Origin of the sequence: Rhodococcus mengyinensis (assembly GCF_048381435.1) — a bacterium.
In the GTDB taxonomy this organism is placed as follows: Bacteria; Actinomycetota; Actinomycetes; order Mycobacteriales; family Mycobacteriaceae; genus Rhodococcus_F; species Rhodococcus_F opacus_D.
In genome coordinates this window covers 1-18,717 of sequence record NZ_JBLWIT010000093.1, presented here as the reverse complement: position 1 = coordinate 18,717, position 18,717 = coordinate 1, and the positions used below count along the sequence as shown (strand labels likewise).

11 protein-coding genes are annotated in these 18,717 nt (G+C 68.1%); 4 read left to right on the top strand and 7 right to left on the bottom strand.

All coding sequences use genetic code 11. The annotated features are described in order from the left end of the window. Window positions 1-858 (bottom strand): alpha/beta fold hydrolase (locus ACNJ7E_RS17995; protein WP_418340591.1); only part of this gene is annotated, 858 nt, incomplete at its 3' end. A 747-nt stretch (window positions 859-1,605) separates the two neighbouring features. On the opposite strand from ACNJ7E_RS17995, the gene ACNJ7E_RS17990 reads away from it, so the two are divergent. The 3 genes from ACNJ7E_RS17990 to ACNJ7E_RS17980 all read left to right on the top strand — a co-directional run bounded on the left by ACNJ7E_RS17990 (window position 1,606) and on the right by ACNJ7E_RS17980 (window position 7,740). Beyond that, window positions 1,606-4,659: a UPF0182 family protein gene (locus ACNJ7E_RS17990; protein ID WP_418340590.1), complete on the top strand. Its 3,054-nt coding sequence runs from the start codon at window positions 1,606-1,608 to the stop codon at window positions 4,657-4,659. Between the two features lie 64 nt (window positions 4,660-4,723). Further along, the gene (locus ACNJ7E_RS17985; RefSeq protein WP_418340589.1) at window positions 4,724-6,388 is read left to right on the top strand and encodes a cation:proton antiporter; all 1,665 of its coding nucleotides are present in this window, start codon (window positions 4,724-4,726) and stop codon (window positions 6,386-6,388) included. Window positions 6,389-6,639: 251 nt separating this feature from the next. After that, window positions 6,640-7,740 carry a calcium:cation antiporter gene (locus tag ACNJ7E_RS17980; protein ID WP_418340588.1) on the top strand — a complete coding sequence of 367 codons (1,101 nt, stop codon included), beginning with the start codon at window positions 6,640-6,642 and terminating at the stop codon, window positions 7,738-7,740. A gap of 238 nt (window positions 7,741-7,978) precedes the next feature. Here the strand turns inward: ACNJ7E_RS17980 and nhaA are convergent, their stop codons facing one another. From nhaA to ACNJ7E_RS17950, 6 genes are all read right to left on the bottom strand, one after another. After that, on the bottom strand, window positions 7,979-9,295 hold the full coding sequence (gene nhaA, locus ACNJ7E_RS17975; RefSeq protein WP_418340587.1) for a Na+/H+ antiporter NhaA: 1,317 nt from the start codon (window positions 9,293-9,295) through the stop codon (window positions 7,979-7,981). After that, on the bottom strand, window positions 9,292-10,194 hold the full coding sequence (locus tag ACNJ7E_RS17970) for an alpha/beta fold hydrolase (protein ID WP_418340586.1): 903 nt from the start codon (window positions 10,192-10,194) through the stop codon (window positions 9,292-9,294). Before ACNJ7E_RS17970 ends, nhaA begins: the two co-directional genes overlap by 4 nt. 184 nt (window positions 10,195-10,378) lie before the next feature. Beyond that, on the bottom strand, window positions 10,379-12,469 hold the full coding sequence (locus ACNJ7E_RS17965) for an acyltransferase family protein (RefSeq protein WP_418340592.1): 2,091 nt from the start codon (window positions 12,467-12,469) through the stop codon (window positions 10,379-10,381). Between the two features lie 188 nt (window positions 12,470-12,657). Then, complete coding sequence (locus ACNJ7E_RS17960) at window positions 12,658-13,893, bottom strand: glycosyltransferase family 87 protein (RefSeq protein WP_418340585.1); 1,236 nt, start codon at window positions 13,891-13,893, stop codon at window positions 12,658-12,660. 541 nt (window positions 13,894-14,434) lie between these two features. Next, window positions 14,435-15,589 carry a PQQ-dependent sugar dehydrogenase gene (locus ACNJ7E_RS17955; protein WP_418340584.1) on the bottom strand — a complete coding sequence of 385 codons (1,155 nt, stop codon included), beginning with the start codon at window positions 15,587-15,589 and terminating at the stop codon, window positions 14,435-14,437. Window positions 15,590-16,267: 678 nt separating this feature from the next. Beyond that, window positions 16,268-16,678, bottom strand: a complete 411-nt coding sequence (locus tag ACNJ7E_RS17950) for a MerR family transcriptional regulator (RefSeq protein WP_418340583.1) — start codon at window positions 16,676-16,678, stop codon at window positions 16,268-16,270. 202 nt (window positions 16,679-16,880) lie between these two features. Here ACNJ7E_RS17950 and ACNJ7E_RS17945 point away from each other — a divergent pair, with 202 nt between their 5' ends. Beyond that, the gene (locus ACNJ7E_RS17945) at window positions 16,881-18,599 is read left to right on the top strand and encodes an IS1634 family transposase (protein ID WP_418340312.1); all 1,719 of its coding nucleotides are present in this window, start codon (window positions 16,881-16,883) and stop codon (window positions 18,597-18,599) included. Window positions 18,600-18,717 lie beyond the last annotated feature (118 nt).

The following is an 18,717-nucleotide window of genomic DNA, read 5'->3' as shown; positions in this document are numbered from 1 at the left end:
GTGGAGGACCACCAGATTCCAGTCGGGCCGCTGCGCCGTCCAGTCATCGATCGACGCGCGGGCAGCGATGCGATCCTCATCGCCCCAGACAAGAAGAGTCGGCGAGGCGACTCGGCGCATCGCGTCGAGCACGGGTCGCCGGCGGACGAGCATCAGCGACAGCAGCGAGGCATACACCGTGACCGCGCGACCCAAACACCTCGGCGCGACCGCCGACATCTCCTCCCGCATGAGACCGGCGATTTCCGGTGACATTCTCGTGCCCGCAATCGACGCGGGATCGGCCGTTGGCCGCAGCTTCCGGGCGAGGATGCGCCGCCCCGAAACCCGGAGCAGCACCCGGGCGGCCGGTGCGACGATGGCCAACCCCGCCCTGCCGAGGGTTTGCCACATGCGCGCCTCGCCGTCGCTCAGCGGGGGAGGAAGTGCCGGCGCCACCAACACGAGCCCGTCGACCCGTTCGGGTGCCTGGTCGGCGAACATCAACGCCACCATCCCGCCCGCCGACCAGCCGTGCACCGTGACCCGATCGAGCCCGAGTGCATCGATGAAATCGCGCAGGAACAGCGCGTTGGTTTCGATGCTCGTCGCGCGCCGGTTCGGCAGCGCGGTGTGGCCGGCGATCGTGCCGGGTAGGTCTACCGCGATCGCGTGCGCGTGTGGTCGCAGTTCCGCGAGTACGTCGAGCCAGTTCGAGGCGCTGTTGGCCGGGTTGGGAACGAGTAGATGAACCGGCACTTCGGATGCCCGCGTCTGATCGGTTACCAGGTAGTGCACCTTCGTGCCGTGCACATCGACTGTCTTACTGCGAATTCCGGACCACCGAGAGGCACGCTCACCCCAGTCGGTGTAACGCATTACCCCAGGCTACGCCCGCCGGCACGGGGCTCGGGGTGCCGTCAAGGATCGTGTCCCCAGGTGCATGGGAGACCGCGCGGCAAGCGGCAGCCGACTTTCGGGCACTCCTTGACTATCCGCCGCGCGTTCCGCCGGGATGTCGTGCGGTACCGCAAGAGTGCAGCGAGCATGAAGACTTGGGGCCGGTGCACGCGAGGAACCCCACCGGCCCGGCGCCCATGCCGAACCGGTGGGATCCGCAGCCCGTGTTGCGGCGTCCGACGGAAAAACTATTCGACGTCGGCGCGCTACGTGACGGGCAGCCGTCCAATCCCACTCGAGTGGACGGAACCCCGCCTGCTCATGGCCAGAGGCGGAGGTTCGCCGCTGCACTTGCAGCTGATTGGACGGTAACCCGATCCAGAGTAATGTACAAGTAGATCTACAGTAAAGCGTAAGTAAAAGCAAAGGTTGTTCGTTCGGCTCGGTGTGCGACAAACGGCCTCATGGGTGTTGGGCGCTCTTGGCAAACGCAGGAGCCGGAAACTGCTGCGACAAGATCAAAATGGGCTGCTGTGGAGTGGTCGCGTAGCGTCCTGCGGGCCTCACGAGAGTGGCCCGCGCTGGCGATAGGCAGATCGTCACCGGCATGCGTATCCGTGTGTGTGCGGAGGCGGCGCCTCTAGAATGGGATAAATCGGACATCTCGGGTTCGTTGGAGGGTCAGGCAGATCCTGTCGCGAACTGGGCGAGCGCCGGGAGGCGATCATGGCATCCTCCGAATCGGAGCGGTTGCTGTCGCGGCGGGCGTCGGTGTCGGTGGTGGTGCTGCTGGCCTTCGTGGCGTTCCTAGTGATCGGGCCCCGGCTGGTGTCGGTGTATATCGATTGGTTGTGGTTCGGGGAGGTCGGGTACCGGTCGGTGTGGGGGACGGTGCTGGTGACCCGGTTGATCCTGTTCGTCGTGGTGACGCTCGTGGTGGCCGGGTTAATGTTCGCGGTGCTGGTGTGGGCCTACCGGTCCCGGCCGCTGTTCGCGGCCGCGGTGTCGTCGAAGGACCCGATCGAGGAGTACCGGACGGTGGTGATGAGCCGGCCGCGGTGGTTCGGTATCGGTGTTCCGCTGCTGGTTGCGGTCCCGTTCGGGTTGAGCGCACAGGCGAACTGGGCCACGGTGCAGCTGTTCCTGCGCGGCGGCGGCTTCGGAACCGTGGATGCGGAGTTCGGTCACGACATCGGCTTCTACGTGTTCGACCTGCCGTTCTACCGGCTGGTGCTGACCTGGCTGTTCGTGGCGACGTTCCTCGCCTTTCTGCTGAGCCTGGGTGCGCATTACCTGTTCGGTGGGCTGCGACTGTCGTTCACCACCAAGACCATGAACCAGGATCGGGACGGCGGCAACAGCAAGGATCGGGACGAGCCCGGCGGCCGGGATGAGCCCGGGGCGGGTGTGAGTGCGCTGACCCGGGCGGCGCGGATTCAGCTCGCGGTCCTGGCGGGGACGTTCATCGCGCTCAAGGCGGTCGCCTACTGGCTGGATCGGTATGCGTTGCTGTGGGGGAGCCGGAAGGAACCCACCTTCACCGGTGCCGGATTCACCGACATCAATGCGGTGCTGCCGGCGCGGCTGATCCTGTTCTCGATCGCCATACTCTGCGCGTGCGCGTTCTTCGCCGCGATCTGGGTGCGGGATCTGCGGATCCCGGCGATGGCCGCCGCCCTGCTGGTGCTGTCCTCGATCCTGGTCGGCGGAATCTTCCCCGCGCTGATGGAACAGTTCTCCGTCCGCCCGAACGCCGCCGACCGGGAAAGCCCCTACATCGAACGCAACATCGACGCCACCCGGCAGGCGTACGGCCTCGGGCCGGATCGGGTCGAATATCAGGGCTATCCCGGGGTGGGTACCCGGCCGCCGCGGGAGGTTCCCGCCGACGTCACCACCATCGCCAACGCCCGGCTGTTGGACCCGAATGTGCTCTCCCGCACGTTCACCCAGCAGCAGCAACTGAAAAACTTCTACGGTTTCACCCCCACCCTGGACATCGACCGCTACAGCATCGACGGCGAACTCGCCGACTACATCGTCGCGGCGCGTGAGCTGTCCCCGAACAGCCTGAGCGGCAACCAGACTCAGTGGATCAACAGGCACCTGGTCTATACCCACGGCAACGGTTTCATTGCGGCGCCGGCGAACCGGGTCAATGCCGCGGTGCGGGACGCTTCCGGGCAGAGCAGCAGCAGTGACAGCGGATACCCGATCTACACCGTCAGCGACATCGCCTCCCAGGCCGTCGGAAACCAGATCATCCAGGTCGACCAGCCGCGCATCTACTATGGCGAGGTGATCGCGCAGTCCGACAGCCCGGACTACGCCATCGTCGGCGCTGGGGCGGGCGCCACCCCGCGTGAGTACGACACCGACACCGCCACCTACACCTACAACGGCACCGGTGGGGTGCCGATCGGGAACTGGATCAACCGGCTGGCGTTCGCCGCCAACTACGCCGAGCGCAACATCCTGTTCTCCGGCGCCATCGGGCCCGAGTCGAAGATCATCTTCAACCGCGACCCCGCCACCCGGGTCGAACACGTCGCCCCCTGGCTGACCACCGACACCAACCCGTATCCGGCGGTCGTGGACGGGCGGATCACCTGGATCGTCGACGCCTACACCACCGTCGAGCACTACCCCTACTCGCAATCCGGGGCCCTGAGCGAACCGGTCGTCACCGACCCCGACACCGGACGGACACTGCCCCGGGAGCAAGTCTCCTACGTCCGGAATTCGGTCAAGGCCACCGTCGACGCCTACGACGGCACCGTCACCCTCTATCAGGTCGATCAGGACGATCCGGTCCTTGCCGCGTGGATGAGTGTGTTCCCCGGCACCGTCCAGCCCGACGAGGCGATCTCCGAGGACCTGCGCGCCCACTTCCGCTACCCCGAGGACCTGTTCCGGATCCAGCGTGAACGTCTGGCCAAGTACCACGTCAACGAACCGCGGGAGTTCTTCACCAACAACGCCTTCTGGTCCGTTCCCAGCGACCCGACCTCCGACGAGTCGGGGCAGCAACCTCCGTACTACATCCTCGTCGGCGACGCTGGCACCGCGCAGCCGTCGTTCCGGCTCGCCTCCGCCATGGTCGGGTTCAACCGCGAATTCCTCTCCGCCTACCTCTCGGTGCGCTCGGACCCCGAGAACTACGGCAGGATCGAGGTCCTGCAGCTGCCGACGGACACCCTGACCCAGGGGCCGCAGCAGATCCAGAACTCGATGATCTCCGACACCCGGGTCGCGTCCGAGCGCACCCTGTTGGAGCGGTCGAACCGCATCCACTACGGCAACCTGCTGACCCTGCCGATCGCCGACGGCGGCGTCCTCTACGTGGAACCGCTGTTCACCGAACGGTTGTCCACCACGGCCGAGGGATCAACGTTCCCACAGCTGGCCCGCGTGCTCGTCAGCTACCGCGAACCCGGCACCGGCGGGGTCCGGGTCGGCTACGCCCCCACCCTCGCCGAAGCCCTCGACCAGGTCTTCGGCGCCGGCACCGGACGCGCGGCGACCGCACCCGGCGGCGACGCCGCGACCGCACCACCTCCCGCACCCGAGACCCCGCCGCCACCGGTGGTCGGTGCGCCGCCCGCCGCACCCCCGGACGTGTCCGAGGAACTGACCGCGGCCGTCCTGGAACTCAACGCCGCCCTGGGCAGTCTGCGTGAGGCCCAGCGCACCGGCGACTTCACCGCCTACGGCGCAGCCCTCGACCGTCTCCAGCGCGCCGTCGACGGCTACCTGGCCGCCGGAGGAAGCCTGAATTGAGGTCCCAGCGGTCGGCGAGTCGTGTAGCGACGATGCTCACTGCCGCAACGCGAAGGAGTCACACGTGGCGGACTTGCACGACTTCGCACTGATCGCGGTCATCCTGGCCATCGCGGCGGTGGCCGGGTTGCTGGCCACCCGGCTGCGGCAGCCGATGATCGTCGCGTTCATCGGGGTCGGCATCCTGGTCGGGCCGGCGGGCACCGGCTGGGTGGCCGCCGACAGCACGATCGAGCTCCTGGCCCGCCTCGGCATCGCCATCCTGCTGTTCCTCGTCGGCCTGAAACTCGACCTGCATCTGATCCGCAGCACCGGTCCCGTCGCCCTCGCGACCGGTCTCGGCCAGGTGCTGTTCACCTCGGTAGTCGGATACCTGATCGCGATTGCGCTGGGGATGGACTCGGTGACCGCGGTGTATGTCGCGGTCGCCCTGACGTTTTCGTCGACGATCATCATCGTGAAGTTGTTGTCCGACAAGCGCGAACTCGAGCAACTCCACGGGCGCATCGCGGTCGGTTTCCTGATCGTGCAGGACATCGTCGTGGTGCTGGTGATGATCGCGCTCAACGTCTTCGGCCGGCAGAACGGGGACAGTCTGGCCGTGAACATCGCGCTGGTCGTCGTCAAGGGCGTCGGCCTGCTCGCCGCCCTCGCCGTCCTGATGCGGTACGTGCTGCCCTGGCTGCTGCACCACATCGCCCGATCCCAGGAACTGCTGGTGCTGTTCGGGGTGGCCTACGCGGTCTCGATCGCCGCGGTGAGCGACGCCCTGGGCTTCAGCTCCGAGGTCGGGGCCTTCCTCGCCGGGGTGTCGTTGGCGTCCACCCCGTACCGTGACGCGCTCGGAGCACGGCTGGTGAGCCTGCGCGACTTCCTGCTGCTGTTCTTCTTCCTGGACCTGGGTTCCCGGCTGGAATTCACCCACGCCGCCGACCAGATTCCGGAGGCGGTGATCTTCTCACTGTTCGTGCTCATCGGAAACCCGCTGATCGTCGTGCTGATCATGGCCGCGATGCGCTACCCGGTGCGGGTCGGGTTCCTGGCCGGTCTGACCGTCGCCCAGATCTCCGAGTTCTCCCTCATCCTGGCCGCGTTGGGGCTCAGTCTCGGCCACATCAGCAACGCCACCGTCAGCCTGATCACCGTCGTCGGGCTCGCCACGATCGGCGGCTCGACCTACATGATCCTGTACTCGCACCAGCTCTATCACCGACTGGCACGGTGGCTTCGGGTGTTCGAGTGGACCGGCAGCCGCGCATCCGAGGTCACCCAAGCCGATTCCGACGTGTACGCCATCCTCTACGGCCTCGGCCGGTTCGGCCGGCACGTCGCCGACCACCTCAGCCGGGCCGGGCACCGGGTGTTGGCCGTCGACTTCGACCCCCACAGGGTCGGAGCGAACACGCGCGACGGTGTCACCGCCATCTACGGCAGCGCCGAGGACGTGCACTTCCTGGATACGCTGCCGCTGGTGCAGGCCCGGTTCGTGATCAGCACCATCCCGTTGCTCGAGACCAACCGGGCGCTCCTGCACGCCCTGAACCACCATGAGTACCGCGGTCACATTGCGCTCACCGCGCACACCGTCCACGACGCCGAGCAACTTCGAGCAGCCGGCGCCGAGGTGATCCTCGAACCCTTCTCCCTCGCCGCCGACGCCACCACGGCGGTACTCGACCACCTCATCGAGGAAGACGCCCGCGGCGACGACGGCGACGGACACCCCTGACGGGTTGCGCCCGGACGGTCACCGCGTCGCCGAGTCAGGCGGGGACCAGTCGCCTCGGGGTTCGGCCATCGTCGGGAACACCTTCGGTCAGCCTGGATTTTCTGGGGCGGGCATTTCATCAGGTCGAGCGAACGTATTCTCGTACCGTCGCGGTGAGGTTTGCGGATCGAGTGGGGCGTCGATCGCGCGGGCGGACTGCCTTCGGGTGGGGAACCTGCACGGACGCTGGTGGACCTGGCACAGTGCTGTTCATGGCCCGAGTCACGCGTGCTGCAGTCGAGTTGTGGCCGCGGGTGATGCTGGTCGCGGCGGCGCTGGTGCTGGTGTGGTCTTGGGGGCAAGATGTGGGGCCGCCGGTGGGCGTGATCGGGCTAGCGGTGGTTCTGGTCGGCACGGTGCTGGCGGCGCTGCATCAGGCGGGGGCGGTGGCGCACAAGGTCGGGGAACCGTTCGGGACGCTCGCGGTCGCGGTCGTGGTCACCGTGATCGAAGTGGCGTTGATCGTGACGTTGATGCTCCCCGGCGGCCCCGGGGCGACGGCCCTGGCCACAGACACCGTGGTGGCCGCGGTGATGATCACCCTCAACGGCATCGTGGGTGTGTCATTGCTGATCGGTGCTCTGCGATTCGGGACGGCGCTGTTCGACGCGGACGGCACCGTGGCCGCCCTGACCACGGTGGCCTCCGTGGTCTTCCTGGCACTGGTGGTACCGACATTCGACACCGGCCGGCCGGGCGTCGAGTTCTCGTCCGTGCAGTTGATTTTCGCGGCGGTGGTGTCGCTGCTGTTGTACGGGATGTTCGTGCGCACCCAGACCGGGCGCCATCGGGAGCCACTCCTGCCGGTGCCACTCTCCGACACCCCAGGCGAAGACGCACCGGCCGCTGCGGGAACGAGCCGGAGTGCGTGGGTGAGCCTGGGGCTTTTGCTGGTGGCGTTGGTCGCGGTGGTGGGGTTGGCGACGGTGACCTCCCCGGCGATCGCGGCCGCGGTAGCCGGCGCCGGCGTGCCATTCTCGTTGGTGGGCATGGTGATCGCGCTGTTGGTGCTGCTGCCGGGAACGTTCGCTGCGGTCCGTGCGGCGGGGCGCAACCAGATTCAGATCAGTCTGAGACTTGCTTTCGGGTCGGTGATGGCCAGCATCGGGTTGACCATTCCCGCTGTCGCGGTGGCCGCGGTCTGGCTCGACGGCCCGGTGATGCTCGGCCTCGCACCCGCCCAGTTGGTGTTGCTGGCGTTGACCGTCGTCGTCAGCATGCTCAGCGTCGTTCCGCGCCGCGCCACCGCACTCCAGGCAGGAGTGCACCTGGTGCTGCTCGCCGCGTACGTGTGGGTGTCCGTCAATCCCTGAGCACCGCTTGGTGGGGCGCGTCGACGAGGATCAACCGATCTACCCCGCCTGGCCGGTGTGGCGGACAGCGCTTGGTGTCGTAGGGTTTCGGGCACCCCGGGAACGATCACACTGCTCGGCGGAACAGGGCTGTCTCGGCGGAGCTGGCCTGCACTAGGCGCGAGACACGCCCGATGGACGCGACGGAACACCCGCGACTGCTGCGCAAATGTTGTCCTCGAGGCCCGGTCGCGGAACTTCACTCGCGGTGGCTGTTGTCCTGGTAGACGTCGGGGATTCCGTCGGCATTCTCATCGACCGCTTCCTGTTCGGCGATGAGCCGATACGCGCGATTGCGCAGCCGCAGTACGACGGCCGCGGTGACGGCAGCGACCACCGAGCCGGTCAGGACACCGATCTTGACGTGATCGTCGGCCGCGCTGGCCTGCCCGTAGGCGAGTTCCCCGATCAGCAGGGAGACGGTGAACCCGATGCCGGCGAGCATCGCGACTCCGAGGACGTCGATCCAGCGCAGCCCGGCATCGAGGGTCGCCCGGGTGAACCGGGACAGCAGGTAGGTGGTGCCGAAGATCCCGCAGGTTTTGCCGACGATCAGGCCGGCGATGATGCCGAGGGCGATCGGATCGGACAGGGCGTCGGTCAGGCCGGTCAGTCCGCCGATGGTGACGCCGGCGGCGAAGAACGCGAACACCGGGACCGCGAACCCGGCCGAGATCGGGCGGATGCGGTGTTCGAAGTGCTCGGCCAACCCCGGTCCGGCGTCCGGTCCGCCGGCGGCCCGGCTGCGCAGGACCGGGACGGCGAAGCCGAGCAACACTCCGGCGACGGTGGCGTGCACCCCGGAGGCGTGGACCAACGCCCAGGTCAGCGCGGCGAGGGGAAGCAGCAGCCACCACGACCGGATCCGCCGCTGCACCGCGTATGTGAACGCGGCCAACGGAATCAGCGCCGCCAGCAGCGGCAGCACCGACAACTTGTCGGTGTAGAAGATCGCGATGATGGTGATCGCGAGCAGGTCGTCGACGACCGCCAGGGTCAGCAGGAAGGTGCGCAGCGTCGACGGGAGGTGGGTGCTGATCACCGCCAGCACGGCGAGGGCGAAGGCGATGTCGGTGGCGGTGGGGATGGCCCACCCCTGCAGGGCGTCGCCGCCGGTGCGGGCGTTGACGGCGACGAACACTACTGCGGGTGCGGCCATGCCGCCGACCGCGGCGGCGATCGGCAGGGCCGCCCGCCTCGGGTCGCGCAGGTCCCCGGCGACGAACTCGCGTTTGAGTTCGAGGCCGACGACGAAGAAGAAGATCGCCAGCAATCCGTCCGCCGCCCAGGTTCCGATCGACAGATTCAGGTGCAGCGCTTCGGGGCCGACGGTGAAGTCGCGCAGCGCATCGTATCCGCTCGACCAGGGCGAATTGGCCCACGCCATCGCGGCGACGGTCGCCAGAAGCAGCAGGGCACCGCCGACGGTTTCCTTCCGGAGGATCTCGGTGATGCGGGAGGCTTCGGCCCAGGATCCACGCGGGAACAGGGGTGTGGCGGTCGGGCGGGTATTCACACGGCTTCCTTCTGATTGTTCGGAGCGGGGGTGATCAGCTCGGCGACCGTGCCGGGTGCCTCACGTAACGCCAGATGCCCCACCCGGGGAAGGGTGCGGACCTCGACACCGAGCAGCGATCGCACCCGTCGGCGCAAACGATCCGGGCTGACCAGCCGGTCGTCCTCACCCGTGGCGACGACGACCGGGGTACCGGACCAGCGGCGTACCAGCCGGGCGGGCAGACGCCGGGGCAACCGACCCGGGAAGCAGTGCTCTGCGACCATGCTGTACCAGGAGACCAGGCTCATGTCCGGGGTGAACCGCGGCGACATCAGATACGACAGCAGTTGTTCGCTGTTGCCGAGGGTGGCGTCGAGCCGCCACTTCGTACGCAACCAGGTCAGCTCCCGGGTGCGCCGCATCGCGACGAGGCCCGCCGGGCTGACCAGGACCAGCTTCGCGACACGATCGGACGGGGTGGATGCGAGGGCGATTCCGGCGCCGAGGGAATGCCCGGCCAGGATCATCGGCTCGCTGCACAGTTGCGGGAGCAACTCGTCGAGCCAGTGACCATACACGCCGAGCAGGTGCTTGTGCCGGTGCGGGCGCCGCGACGAGCTCAGACCCGGTTCGCCGGGAATGTCCGGGACCAGGACGCGGTGCTGTTCCCGCAGGGCGCACACGGTGGCCAGGCTCGTCGCCGCGTTCAGGTCGGCGCCGGGTAGCAGCACCACCGGTGGCAGCCCGGTGCTCGTGCCCGCCGATAGCACGGTGGTCACGCCCAGGGAGGTGTCGAACCGGTGTAGTGCGTGGGGGACGTGCCAGTGTTCGAGGCGGTCCCGGCAGGTGCGGCGCACCGGGACGCTGTCCGCGGTCTCGTGGTAGATGCCGTGCGTGGCAAGGGGAACGTATTTCATCGCGGCCACCTACCCACGGTCCACGCCGCTTCGAGGGTGCGGCGGCTGACGGGCAGGAGGGATGGTGGGATGCACATGATGCGGTCCTCGTCCGGTCGGAGGGTTGCGAAAACATTTGCCGACCAGACTTCCCGGCGCACCATCTTCACCCTATCGCGGCGGCGCCCGGATTCCCCAACTTGGGCTACCACCAGGCGGTGGTGGAGCCGATCTGCCGGTCCAGCTCGGGAATCAGGCTGCGCACGTAGGTCGCCGACAGGTGATGGGAGTCGTGGTAGAGCAGGATGTTGCCCTCGACGACCCGGCAGATCGTGACATCGCAGACCGCGTCGGACAGATCGAGCAGATGCACGAGCGGAAACAGGGCGGCGGCCGCGGCGGCGGGGTTGCTCGCCGCCAGCACTGCATCCCGGGGCATGCCACACGAGTCGGCGTCACCGCCGTCGGCCAGGCAGTCGATCGCCCGGTAGGGCACCCCGTCCCGATGCAACCAGGGGGTGTCGCGGATCCCCAGGAACGGCAACCCGAAGTCCGCGTAGCGGGCCCACACCTGGGTGTAGTCGTCGGGGGTGATGTCGCCGGGACCGTCGGGGCTGGGACGGGTGGCGGTGGAGAACACCGCATCGGGGCGGTCATCGCGCAGCCGGTCGAGTACCTCGGCGGACCAGTCTCGGCAATCCGGATAGGGTTGATCACCGAGCATCGGCTCGCCCAGATTCAGCGGGCATCCCATTTTCAGATATGACACGATCCGCACTCCGCGGTTCTTGCCGATGGCATCGAGCGCGGTCAGCCAGTGCTCGGCGTGCGAGCTGCCCACCACCGCCAGTGTCCGGGCGGCAGCGAGGTCACCGTAGCGGCAGGAGATCACCTCTCGGGTGCTCAGGTCCGAGATGCATCCATCGAAGCTCGACGGTGGCAGATCCCCGGGGGCCTCGAGCAGACTCGGCCGCATCTTTGCGTGCGGGGTGAACACCCCGTCGGTCAGTGTCGCAGCCCCGGGGTAGATCTTCGGGTCGAGCCCGCCGACGCGGGCGGCGGTTTCCGGATTCTGCGCCAGATACCCTTTCCACCCGCCGGCCACGGCCACCACGGCGAGAGCCGCCGCGACCACGATCGAGGTGACGACGCGGGGGCGGGTGACGGCGCGGCGCGACGACGCCGGCTGCGGTCGGCGGCCGCTGCGCAGGGGTGTTTCCACCCAGGTGTAGGTCAGCCAGGCCAGCAGCAGCGAGACCGCGAGGACGATCAATCCGCCGGTCAGTCCGACGGCTGGGCGTTCGCGCCAGCTGAGGTAGAAGATCAGCACCGGCCAGTGCCACAGGTACAGGGCGTAGGCGATCTTCCCGAGCTCGACGAAGGGGCGGGAGGCGAGCAGCCGCACCACCATCGGCGCATCCGGTGTACCGGTGGTTCCGGCGCCGGCGAGGATGAGCGCACAGGTCGCCCCCACCGGGACCAGCGCCGCCGCCCCGGGAAACTGGGTCGCCCCGTCGAAGATCAGCCCGCAGGTGAGAATGACGGCCAGAGCGGCGCCGGCGAGGACGGACCGGCCGCACCGCGGCACGACCGCCCGGCCGATCGCCAGGGCCAGCAGGGCGCCGGCCACTAGCTCCCACAGCCGGGCAGCGGTGTCGTAGTAGGCCCACGACTGCTGCGTCCGCGAGGCGGCGATCGCGTAGCAGAACGACCCGGTCCCGGCGGCGGCGAGGACCACCGCGGTGACCGGGCGCACCGCACGCGGCCACCGGCCGCGGCGGCACACCTCGACGATGGCTGTGAGGACCGCCAGGGCGAGGAGATAGAACTGGCCCTGCACCGACATCGACCACAAGTGCTGCATCGGACTGACCGAGGCGTCGGCGGCCTGATACTCGGCCGCAGTCCGCGCCAACTCCCAGTTCTGCAGGTAGAACACCGACGCCAGCAGCTGATCCGCGGTCGCATCCCACTGTGTGAACGGCCGGGTGATCACGGTGACCAGCGCGGTGGCCGCCAGCACCACCACCAGCGCCGGCAGCAGCCGCCGCCCGGTCCGGGTCAGGATCTGCCGCACCGGAAGCCGAACGTGCGCGTCGCTGCGCCGCAGCAACATTCCGGTGAAGAAGAATCCGGACAGCACGAGGAAGACATCGACCCCGCCGGACACCCGCCCGACCCACAGGTGGAACAGCACCACCATGGCGATGGCGAGCCCGCGCAGGCCGTCGAGGTCGTGCCGATAGTCCTGGGCCGCCCGGTGGGAGGATGCCTCGCCGCCGGGTACGAAGGGAATGTGCCCGCGGCGCCGCGCCGCAGCGGCTCCGGCACGGGCGTCGTGGCTGCGTCTCGGCGGGCACGGGGTGTGCTGATGAGTGTTCACCGACTCATCTCGGCAGTGGTCTCTCGGCACCGATCGCCGCGAACTTCCCGCGCTGTGCGCCGACGCGGCTGCCGTGCGGGCCCGGTGCGCGCCGCCGCCCTTCACGCGATGAACGGATCCGGCTGCACCGCGGGCGGTGTCCGGCGCGTGTTCAGGTGCCGGTACACCAGCACCCCGCAAATAACGATCAGCAGCAGACTCCACCCGAAGGTGGTCTTCATGTATTCCGCGGCCCGCCCGGCCTCGGGGAAGGGACCGGACAGCCAACTGTCGTAGCTGAGAAACCCGTACACCGCCAACCAGGCCGGCCAGTTCCGCATCACCGAGTTCGGCAACACCACCGACAGCAGCAGCGGCAGCAGCATCATCGAGTAGTACATCTGCCCCAGCGAGCCGAGCAGGAACGACCCCGCCAGCAGCACCCCGGAGGTGGTCGTGACGAAGAACAGCTCGTCACCGCGGTGGTAGCGGCACAGCAGCCACAGTGACACCGCGACTAGGGCGGTGAACAGGGTCCGCAGACCCGCGATCAGCAACGGCGGCAGTCCGTAGTAGGCGCCGTTGCCGACGATCGCGCTATTGAAATAGTCCCGCGACTGCATCAGGTACGGGGCGGTATGGGTGAGGAATGCGGCCGGGTCCGCGGCCAGCGGCCACGCCACCGCGGTCAGCACCAGCGGGACCCCGACCGCGGTGACGAACACCTTCCACTGCCCGCGCACCAGCGGCAGCAGCAGCAGCGGAGCGAGGATCGGTTTGACCGCGAAGGTCACACCGATCGCCGCCCCGGACCAGTAGTCCCGTCGCCGCAGCAACAGAACCAGGAACGCCATCTCACCGAGCAGCACCAGCCCGTTGATGTTGGTGAACACCAACGTGTTCGTCACGGCCTCCGACGCGAACGCCCCCAACAGCAGCAGCGGGGCGGCCACCGACCGCACACTCAGGTTGAACATCCGCAGCAGCAGATACAGTGCCACGACGATCGCGATGGTGTTGGCGAGGATGAACAGCCACCGGGACAGCTCCGGAGGCACCACGGCGATCGGGGCGATCAGCAGGGTTCCGCTCGGCGGGTACAGGTAGTGCGGATCGACCGACGAGAAGTTCGCCGTGTAGACGGCGTGGCCGTTCCAGAACGCGAGGGCGGCGTTGTAGACCGGGGTGAAATCGTCGGTGATGTATCCGTTCACCGCCTTGACCAGGACGCGATGCGCCATCGTCATCACCGCGACCGGCCACAGCGCCAACGCGAACAGGTGCGCGGCGGTCCGCGGACCCTGTCGGCGACGCCTTCGATCGTCGGCTTCGGAGTGAGGACGCAATGGGCGGGTCATAGGCCCACACCTGTGACGCGAGTCGATATCGGAGCGCGCCGAGGCGCCGGGAAGCGTGAGTGCACCGGAGAAACAGTCCTTGCGTCGGGGTCGCCAAATATTCGCCGACCAGACTTCCCGGCACACCGCCGCTCACTCTAACGCGTCTCGGATCCCACCCCAACCCATCAGGCCGCCGCGATCGCCGGTCGATCACCTCCGGTTACGCGGAATGCGGGAGGCGTCTTTCGAACCAGACCAAGGCCCGGGCACCGACCACGCTGTGCCGCGGCCACGCCCGGCCGGTGCGGGCGTGGCCGAGTCGGGCATCGATCCACCCCGCCCACGACATGTCGTCGGTGCGCCTCGGACACCGCAGGCCAGGAGTGCATCTCGCTGTCGCCCACTGACAAGGGACTGGCATCCTCGGGTCGCGCACCCCGCGGTTGGCATTGATCGACCCGGCCTGACTGCTGTGGTGTCGGGTGGTGACAGATCGGTCCTCGGGAGCGAAGCCGGAGGCGCTTGACCGCAGCGCGGTGTGACCCGGGTTGGTGGGGACTCATCGTCCGGTCGCGGGTCTCACGCGGAGCACCTTGTCGTCACCGCCGTTGTCGGTGGTGACGAGCAGTGACCCGTCGGGCTGCGCGGCGACTGTGCGGATGCGGCCGTAGTCGTCGGCTAGTTCGGGTGGTGTGGTGTCGGTGACGGTACGGATACCGGTGGGATCGAGTCGCAGGAACCGCACCTGGCGGCCCTTCAGGGCGCCGAGGGCCAGGGCACCGTCCCAGTCGCCCCAGCCCCGCCCGGTGACAAACGCGCCGCTGGCGGTGGCGATGGTGGAGGGGCCCGAACTCCACACCGCCGGCTGTGCCCCGGGCACGCGATCGGGATCGGTCATCGGCACGGATTCGTCGTAAAAATCGTCGCCGGTGTCCGGTTTCCATCCATAGTTGCCGCCCGGGATCAGGCGGTTCACCTCGTCGTCGCGGTGGGTGCCCTGCTCGACGGAGTAGATGTCCCCGGTGCCGGGGCGGATCGTGAGTCCTTGCACGTTGCGGTGTCCGAGCGTGTAGACCGCGCTGTCGGGGAACGGGTTGCCCACGGCGGGCGCCCCCGTCGCGGCGTCCACGCGTAAAACCTTGCCGCCGAGAGAATTCACATCCTGCGGCGCCGTAGCCTGCGTGGCGTCGCCGGTGCCGATCAGCAGTGTCCCGTCCGGATGGGGAAGGAGGCGGCAACCACCGTGCCGGCCACGGGGGCTCAGCGGCAGCCCGGTCACCAGGACACCAGTGGGCGTCAGTGCGGTCCACTGCGCATCCGCGGTCCAGGTCTGCACCCGGATGTCGCTGACCTCGCCCGCCGCATGGGTCTGGCACGTGTACAGGGTGCGGGTGACCTCGAAATCGGCGGCGAGGGCAATACCCATCAGACCGAGTTCGCTATGGACGACGAGGTCGGACAGATCTGCGGTCATCACGCTGGTGGAGCCGTCCGGACGCTTGACAATGAAGCGACCGGAGCGCTCCCCAGTCAGCAAGGTGCCGTCCGGCGCGGCCACCACGTCCCAAGGATGATCGAGATCACCGATCTCGGTGACAACGTCCAGCGCGGGAAAGGACGCCGCACCGCCGGGCGACGATGCAATGCATGCCGTCGCCGCCACCCCGTGGACCGCGATCACCGCCGCCCACGCCAGGTATCCGCGCGGCCGCATCCGCCGCCGAAGGGGATGGGCTCGGCAGAGCGGCACACGTGAGCGGTGCGATCGAAGCACCCGTCAATCATCGCAGCACGCGAGTTCGAGCGTCCATAGTCGACGGAACCGACGGTGGGCATGACAAATAGGGACGGCGAGAGGAGGAAAGCACACTCCGACAGCGGATTTCCGGCGGAACCCGGTCGACCATCCAACACCTCCACCATCTGCTCCGGCGGCGGACGGCGGTGTCGCAGGTGAAACTCCTCAGACCCCGCCGGTTCAGCAATCACGCTTTACCCCTCGGAACGGGACCAAGTAAGCCAACGATCGAAGGTTCATGGTTGATTGAAGCGCACCTGCCAGGGCTAGTAGCGAATCACTCCGACGGTCTTGTTGCGAGCATCGCACTATTTCGGGGATCGGGCGAGCAATCCCTCTGTTTGTGCAGAGCGCTTCTGACCGCCAGACAATCGGAAGACCACTGCACTTACTGAGAAACTGCCACCACGCCGTGCAGTCCACTGCTGAAACTGACATCGGGTATCTGAGCGTTCCTGTGTGTCTGTCAAGCAGGTCCCGTTCGAACATCGGGGGCACAAAGTGTGGTGCGGGCCGGTGGGCTTACGCCCGGGAAGCATCGGCCCGCACCTCCTCTGGGCGCAGCGCAGGGATCGCGAGTGAGCGCCGAACGAGCTACTGAGTAGCGGTGTGGTCGGCGAGAAGTGCGGTCAACTCTTCGGCGTAGGCGACCTGTTTCCGCAGTTTGCGGCAGCTTTCTTCGGCGCGGGCATGGCATTCGGACAGGAATGCGTGTGCTGCCGCCTTGTCCCCGGCAGGCTGGTCCGAGGCCAGCGTCTCGAGGGAGTCGAGGAGCTGGCGCATCTCGTCGAGGGTGAACCCGAGCGGTTTCATCCGCCGGATCACCAGCAGCCGTTGGACGTCGGCGTCGGTGTAGAGCCGGAACCCGCCGGCGCTGCGTTCGGACGGAGTGACCAGGCCGACCTCGTCGTAGTGGCGGATGGTCTTGATCGACAGTTCGGTGCGTTCGGCGACCTCACCGATCTGCATGTGCCGATCCGTCGACACCTCGATGCGACCTGTCATCTCGTCACTCCTCCGCCTGTTCCTGCTTTCCGGACCATGATGTCAGTCCGGACTTCCGCAGTTCGTAGGCATTTTCGTGCCTGCCGCGGAATGAAGGCGCAGGTCAGAGCGGTGCAGGGTGTCTGGAACGCGAAAATCTGTAGGCACACGACTTGCGGCGTGTCGGCTGGTGAAGCCGCATGCGATGTGGTGTTGTGTAGGTATGTACCTGCGGGAGACGCGGCGGAAGAACAAGGACGGCTCGGTGGTGTCGTATCTGCAGCTCGCGCACAACGAGCGGCACCCGGACACCGGCTCGCCGACCGCGAAGGTGATCCACAACTTCGGCCGCGCCGAGACCGTGGACCGGGACGGGTTGGCCCGGCTGGTGTCGTCGATCTCGCGGTTCCTCGCCCCCGACCAGTCCGCCGCGGCGTCGACCGCGGGCGGGGAGGTGGAGATCCTCGACTGCCGGCGCCTCGGCGGGGCGTGGACGCTGGACCGGCTCTGGGACCGGCTGGGGATCTCGGCGGCGATCCGCCGCGCCGCCGAGGGGCGGCGGCTCGCCGCCGACGCGGTGGAGCGGGTGATCTTCACCCTCGTCGCCCAGCGCGCGCTCGAACCCGGCTCGAAGCTCGCGGCGACCGGCTGGGTGACCGAACGCGTCGCCATCGAGCACATGACCGCGTTGTCCGACGATCAGGCCTACCGGGGCATGGACTTCCTCCTCGACGCCCTCGAGGAGATCGCCGCCGATGTGTTCAATTCCGTTGCGCACCTGTTAAACCTGGATTTGGACATCGTTTTCGTCGATACGACGAGCACCTACTTCGAGACCGAGGGCCCGGAGCGGGCCGATCCGCCCAGCGACGACGGGGCCGGTAACCCGGCCGAGTCCGGGGCGCGGGAGTTCGGCCACTCCAAGGACTTCCGCACCGACCTGCCGCAGGTGGTGATCGCGATGGCCGTCACCCGCGACGGGATCCCGGTGCGCTGCTGGACCTTCCCCGGCAACACCGCCGACACCGCGATCATCCGCACCGTCAAAGACGACCTGGACGGGTGGAACCTGCGCCGGTTGGTCTGGGTCGCCGACCGTGGTTTCGCCTCCGCCGCGAACCGAGCGTATTTGACCCGCGGCGGCGGGCATTACATCCACGCCGAGAAGCTGCGCCACACCAACACCGAGGCCGCCGCCGCGCTCGCCAGGCCGGGCCGCTACCACACCGTGGCCGGCAACCTGCGGGTCAAGGAGGTGCACGTCGCGCCCGGCGGTGACGGGGACGGCGACGGCGGCGCCCGGACCAGGCGATTCGTCGTCTGCCACAACCCGGACCAGGCGGACCGCGACGCGGCCGTACGGGAGAACCTCGTCGCGCACCTCGAAGAGCTGATCGACGGTTCCGACACCTGGACATCGCGCCGCCGCGACGAGCTGGTCGGCTCGCTCAAATCCAAGCCGGGACTGCGACGGTATCTGCGGCGCACCAACACCGGGCTGCTGCGCATCGACCACACGGCGATCAAGACCGAGGCCGGCCTGGACGGCAAGTGGCTGCTACGCACGTCCGACACCACCCTCACCCCGGAGGACCTGGCCGCCGCCTACAAGCAGCTGCTCGCCGTCGAAGCCGGGTGGCGCGACATGAAGGGCTCGCTCGGGCTGCGGCCGGTCTTCCACCACCGCGAGGACCGCATCCGCGCCCACGTCCAGTTGTGCTGGCTGGCGCTGCTGCTGATCCGGGTCGCCGAGACCGCCACCGGTGACACCTGGCGCAGCATCCGTCACGAGCTCGACCGGATGCACCTGGTCACCCTCGCCACCGACCACGGCCAGGTGGCGCAACGCTCCGCCGTCACCGCCGGGCAGCGAAAGATCCTTACCGCGCTCGAGCTGCCCGAACCGCCCCGGTTCTTCGACTTCGCCCCCACCGACGCGTAAGCGAGATCCCGCCAAAGCAAGGCCTGTAGTAACACGACCCCAACGCGGCCGCGCGGCGTCCCCGCACGTCAACACGCCTTTTCGCGGAATCGTGTGCCCATCAGCTGCGGAAGTCCGG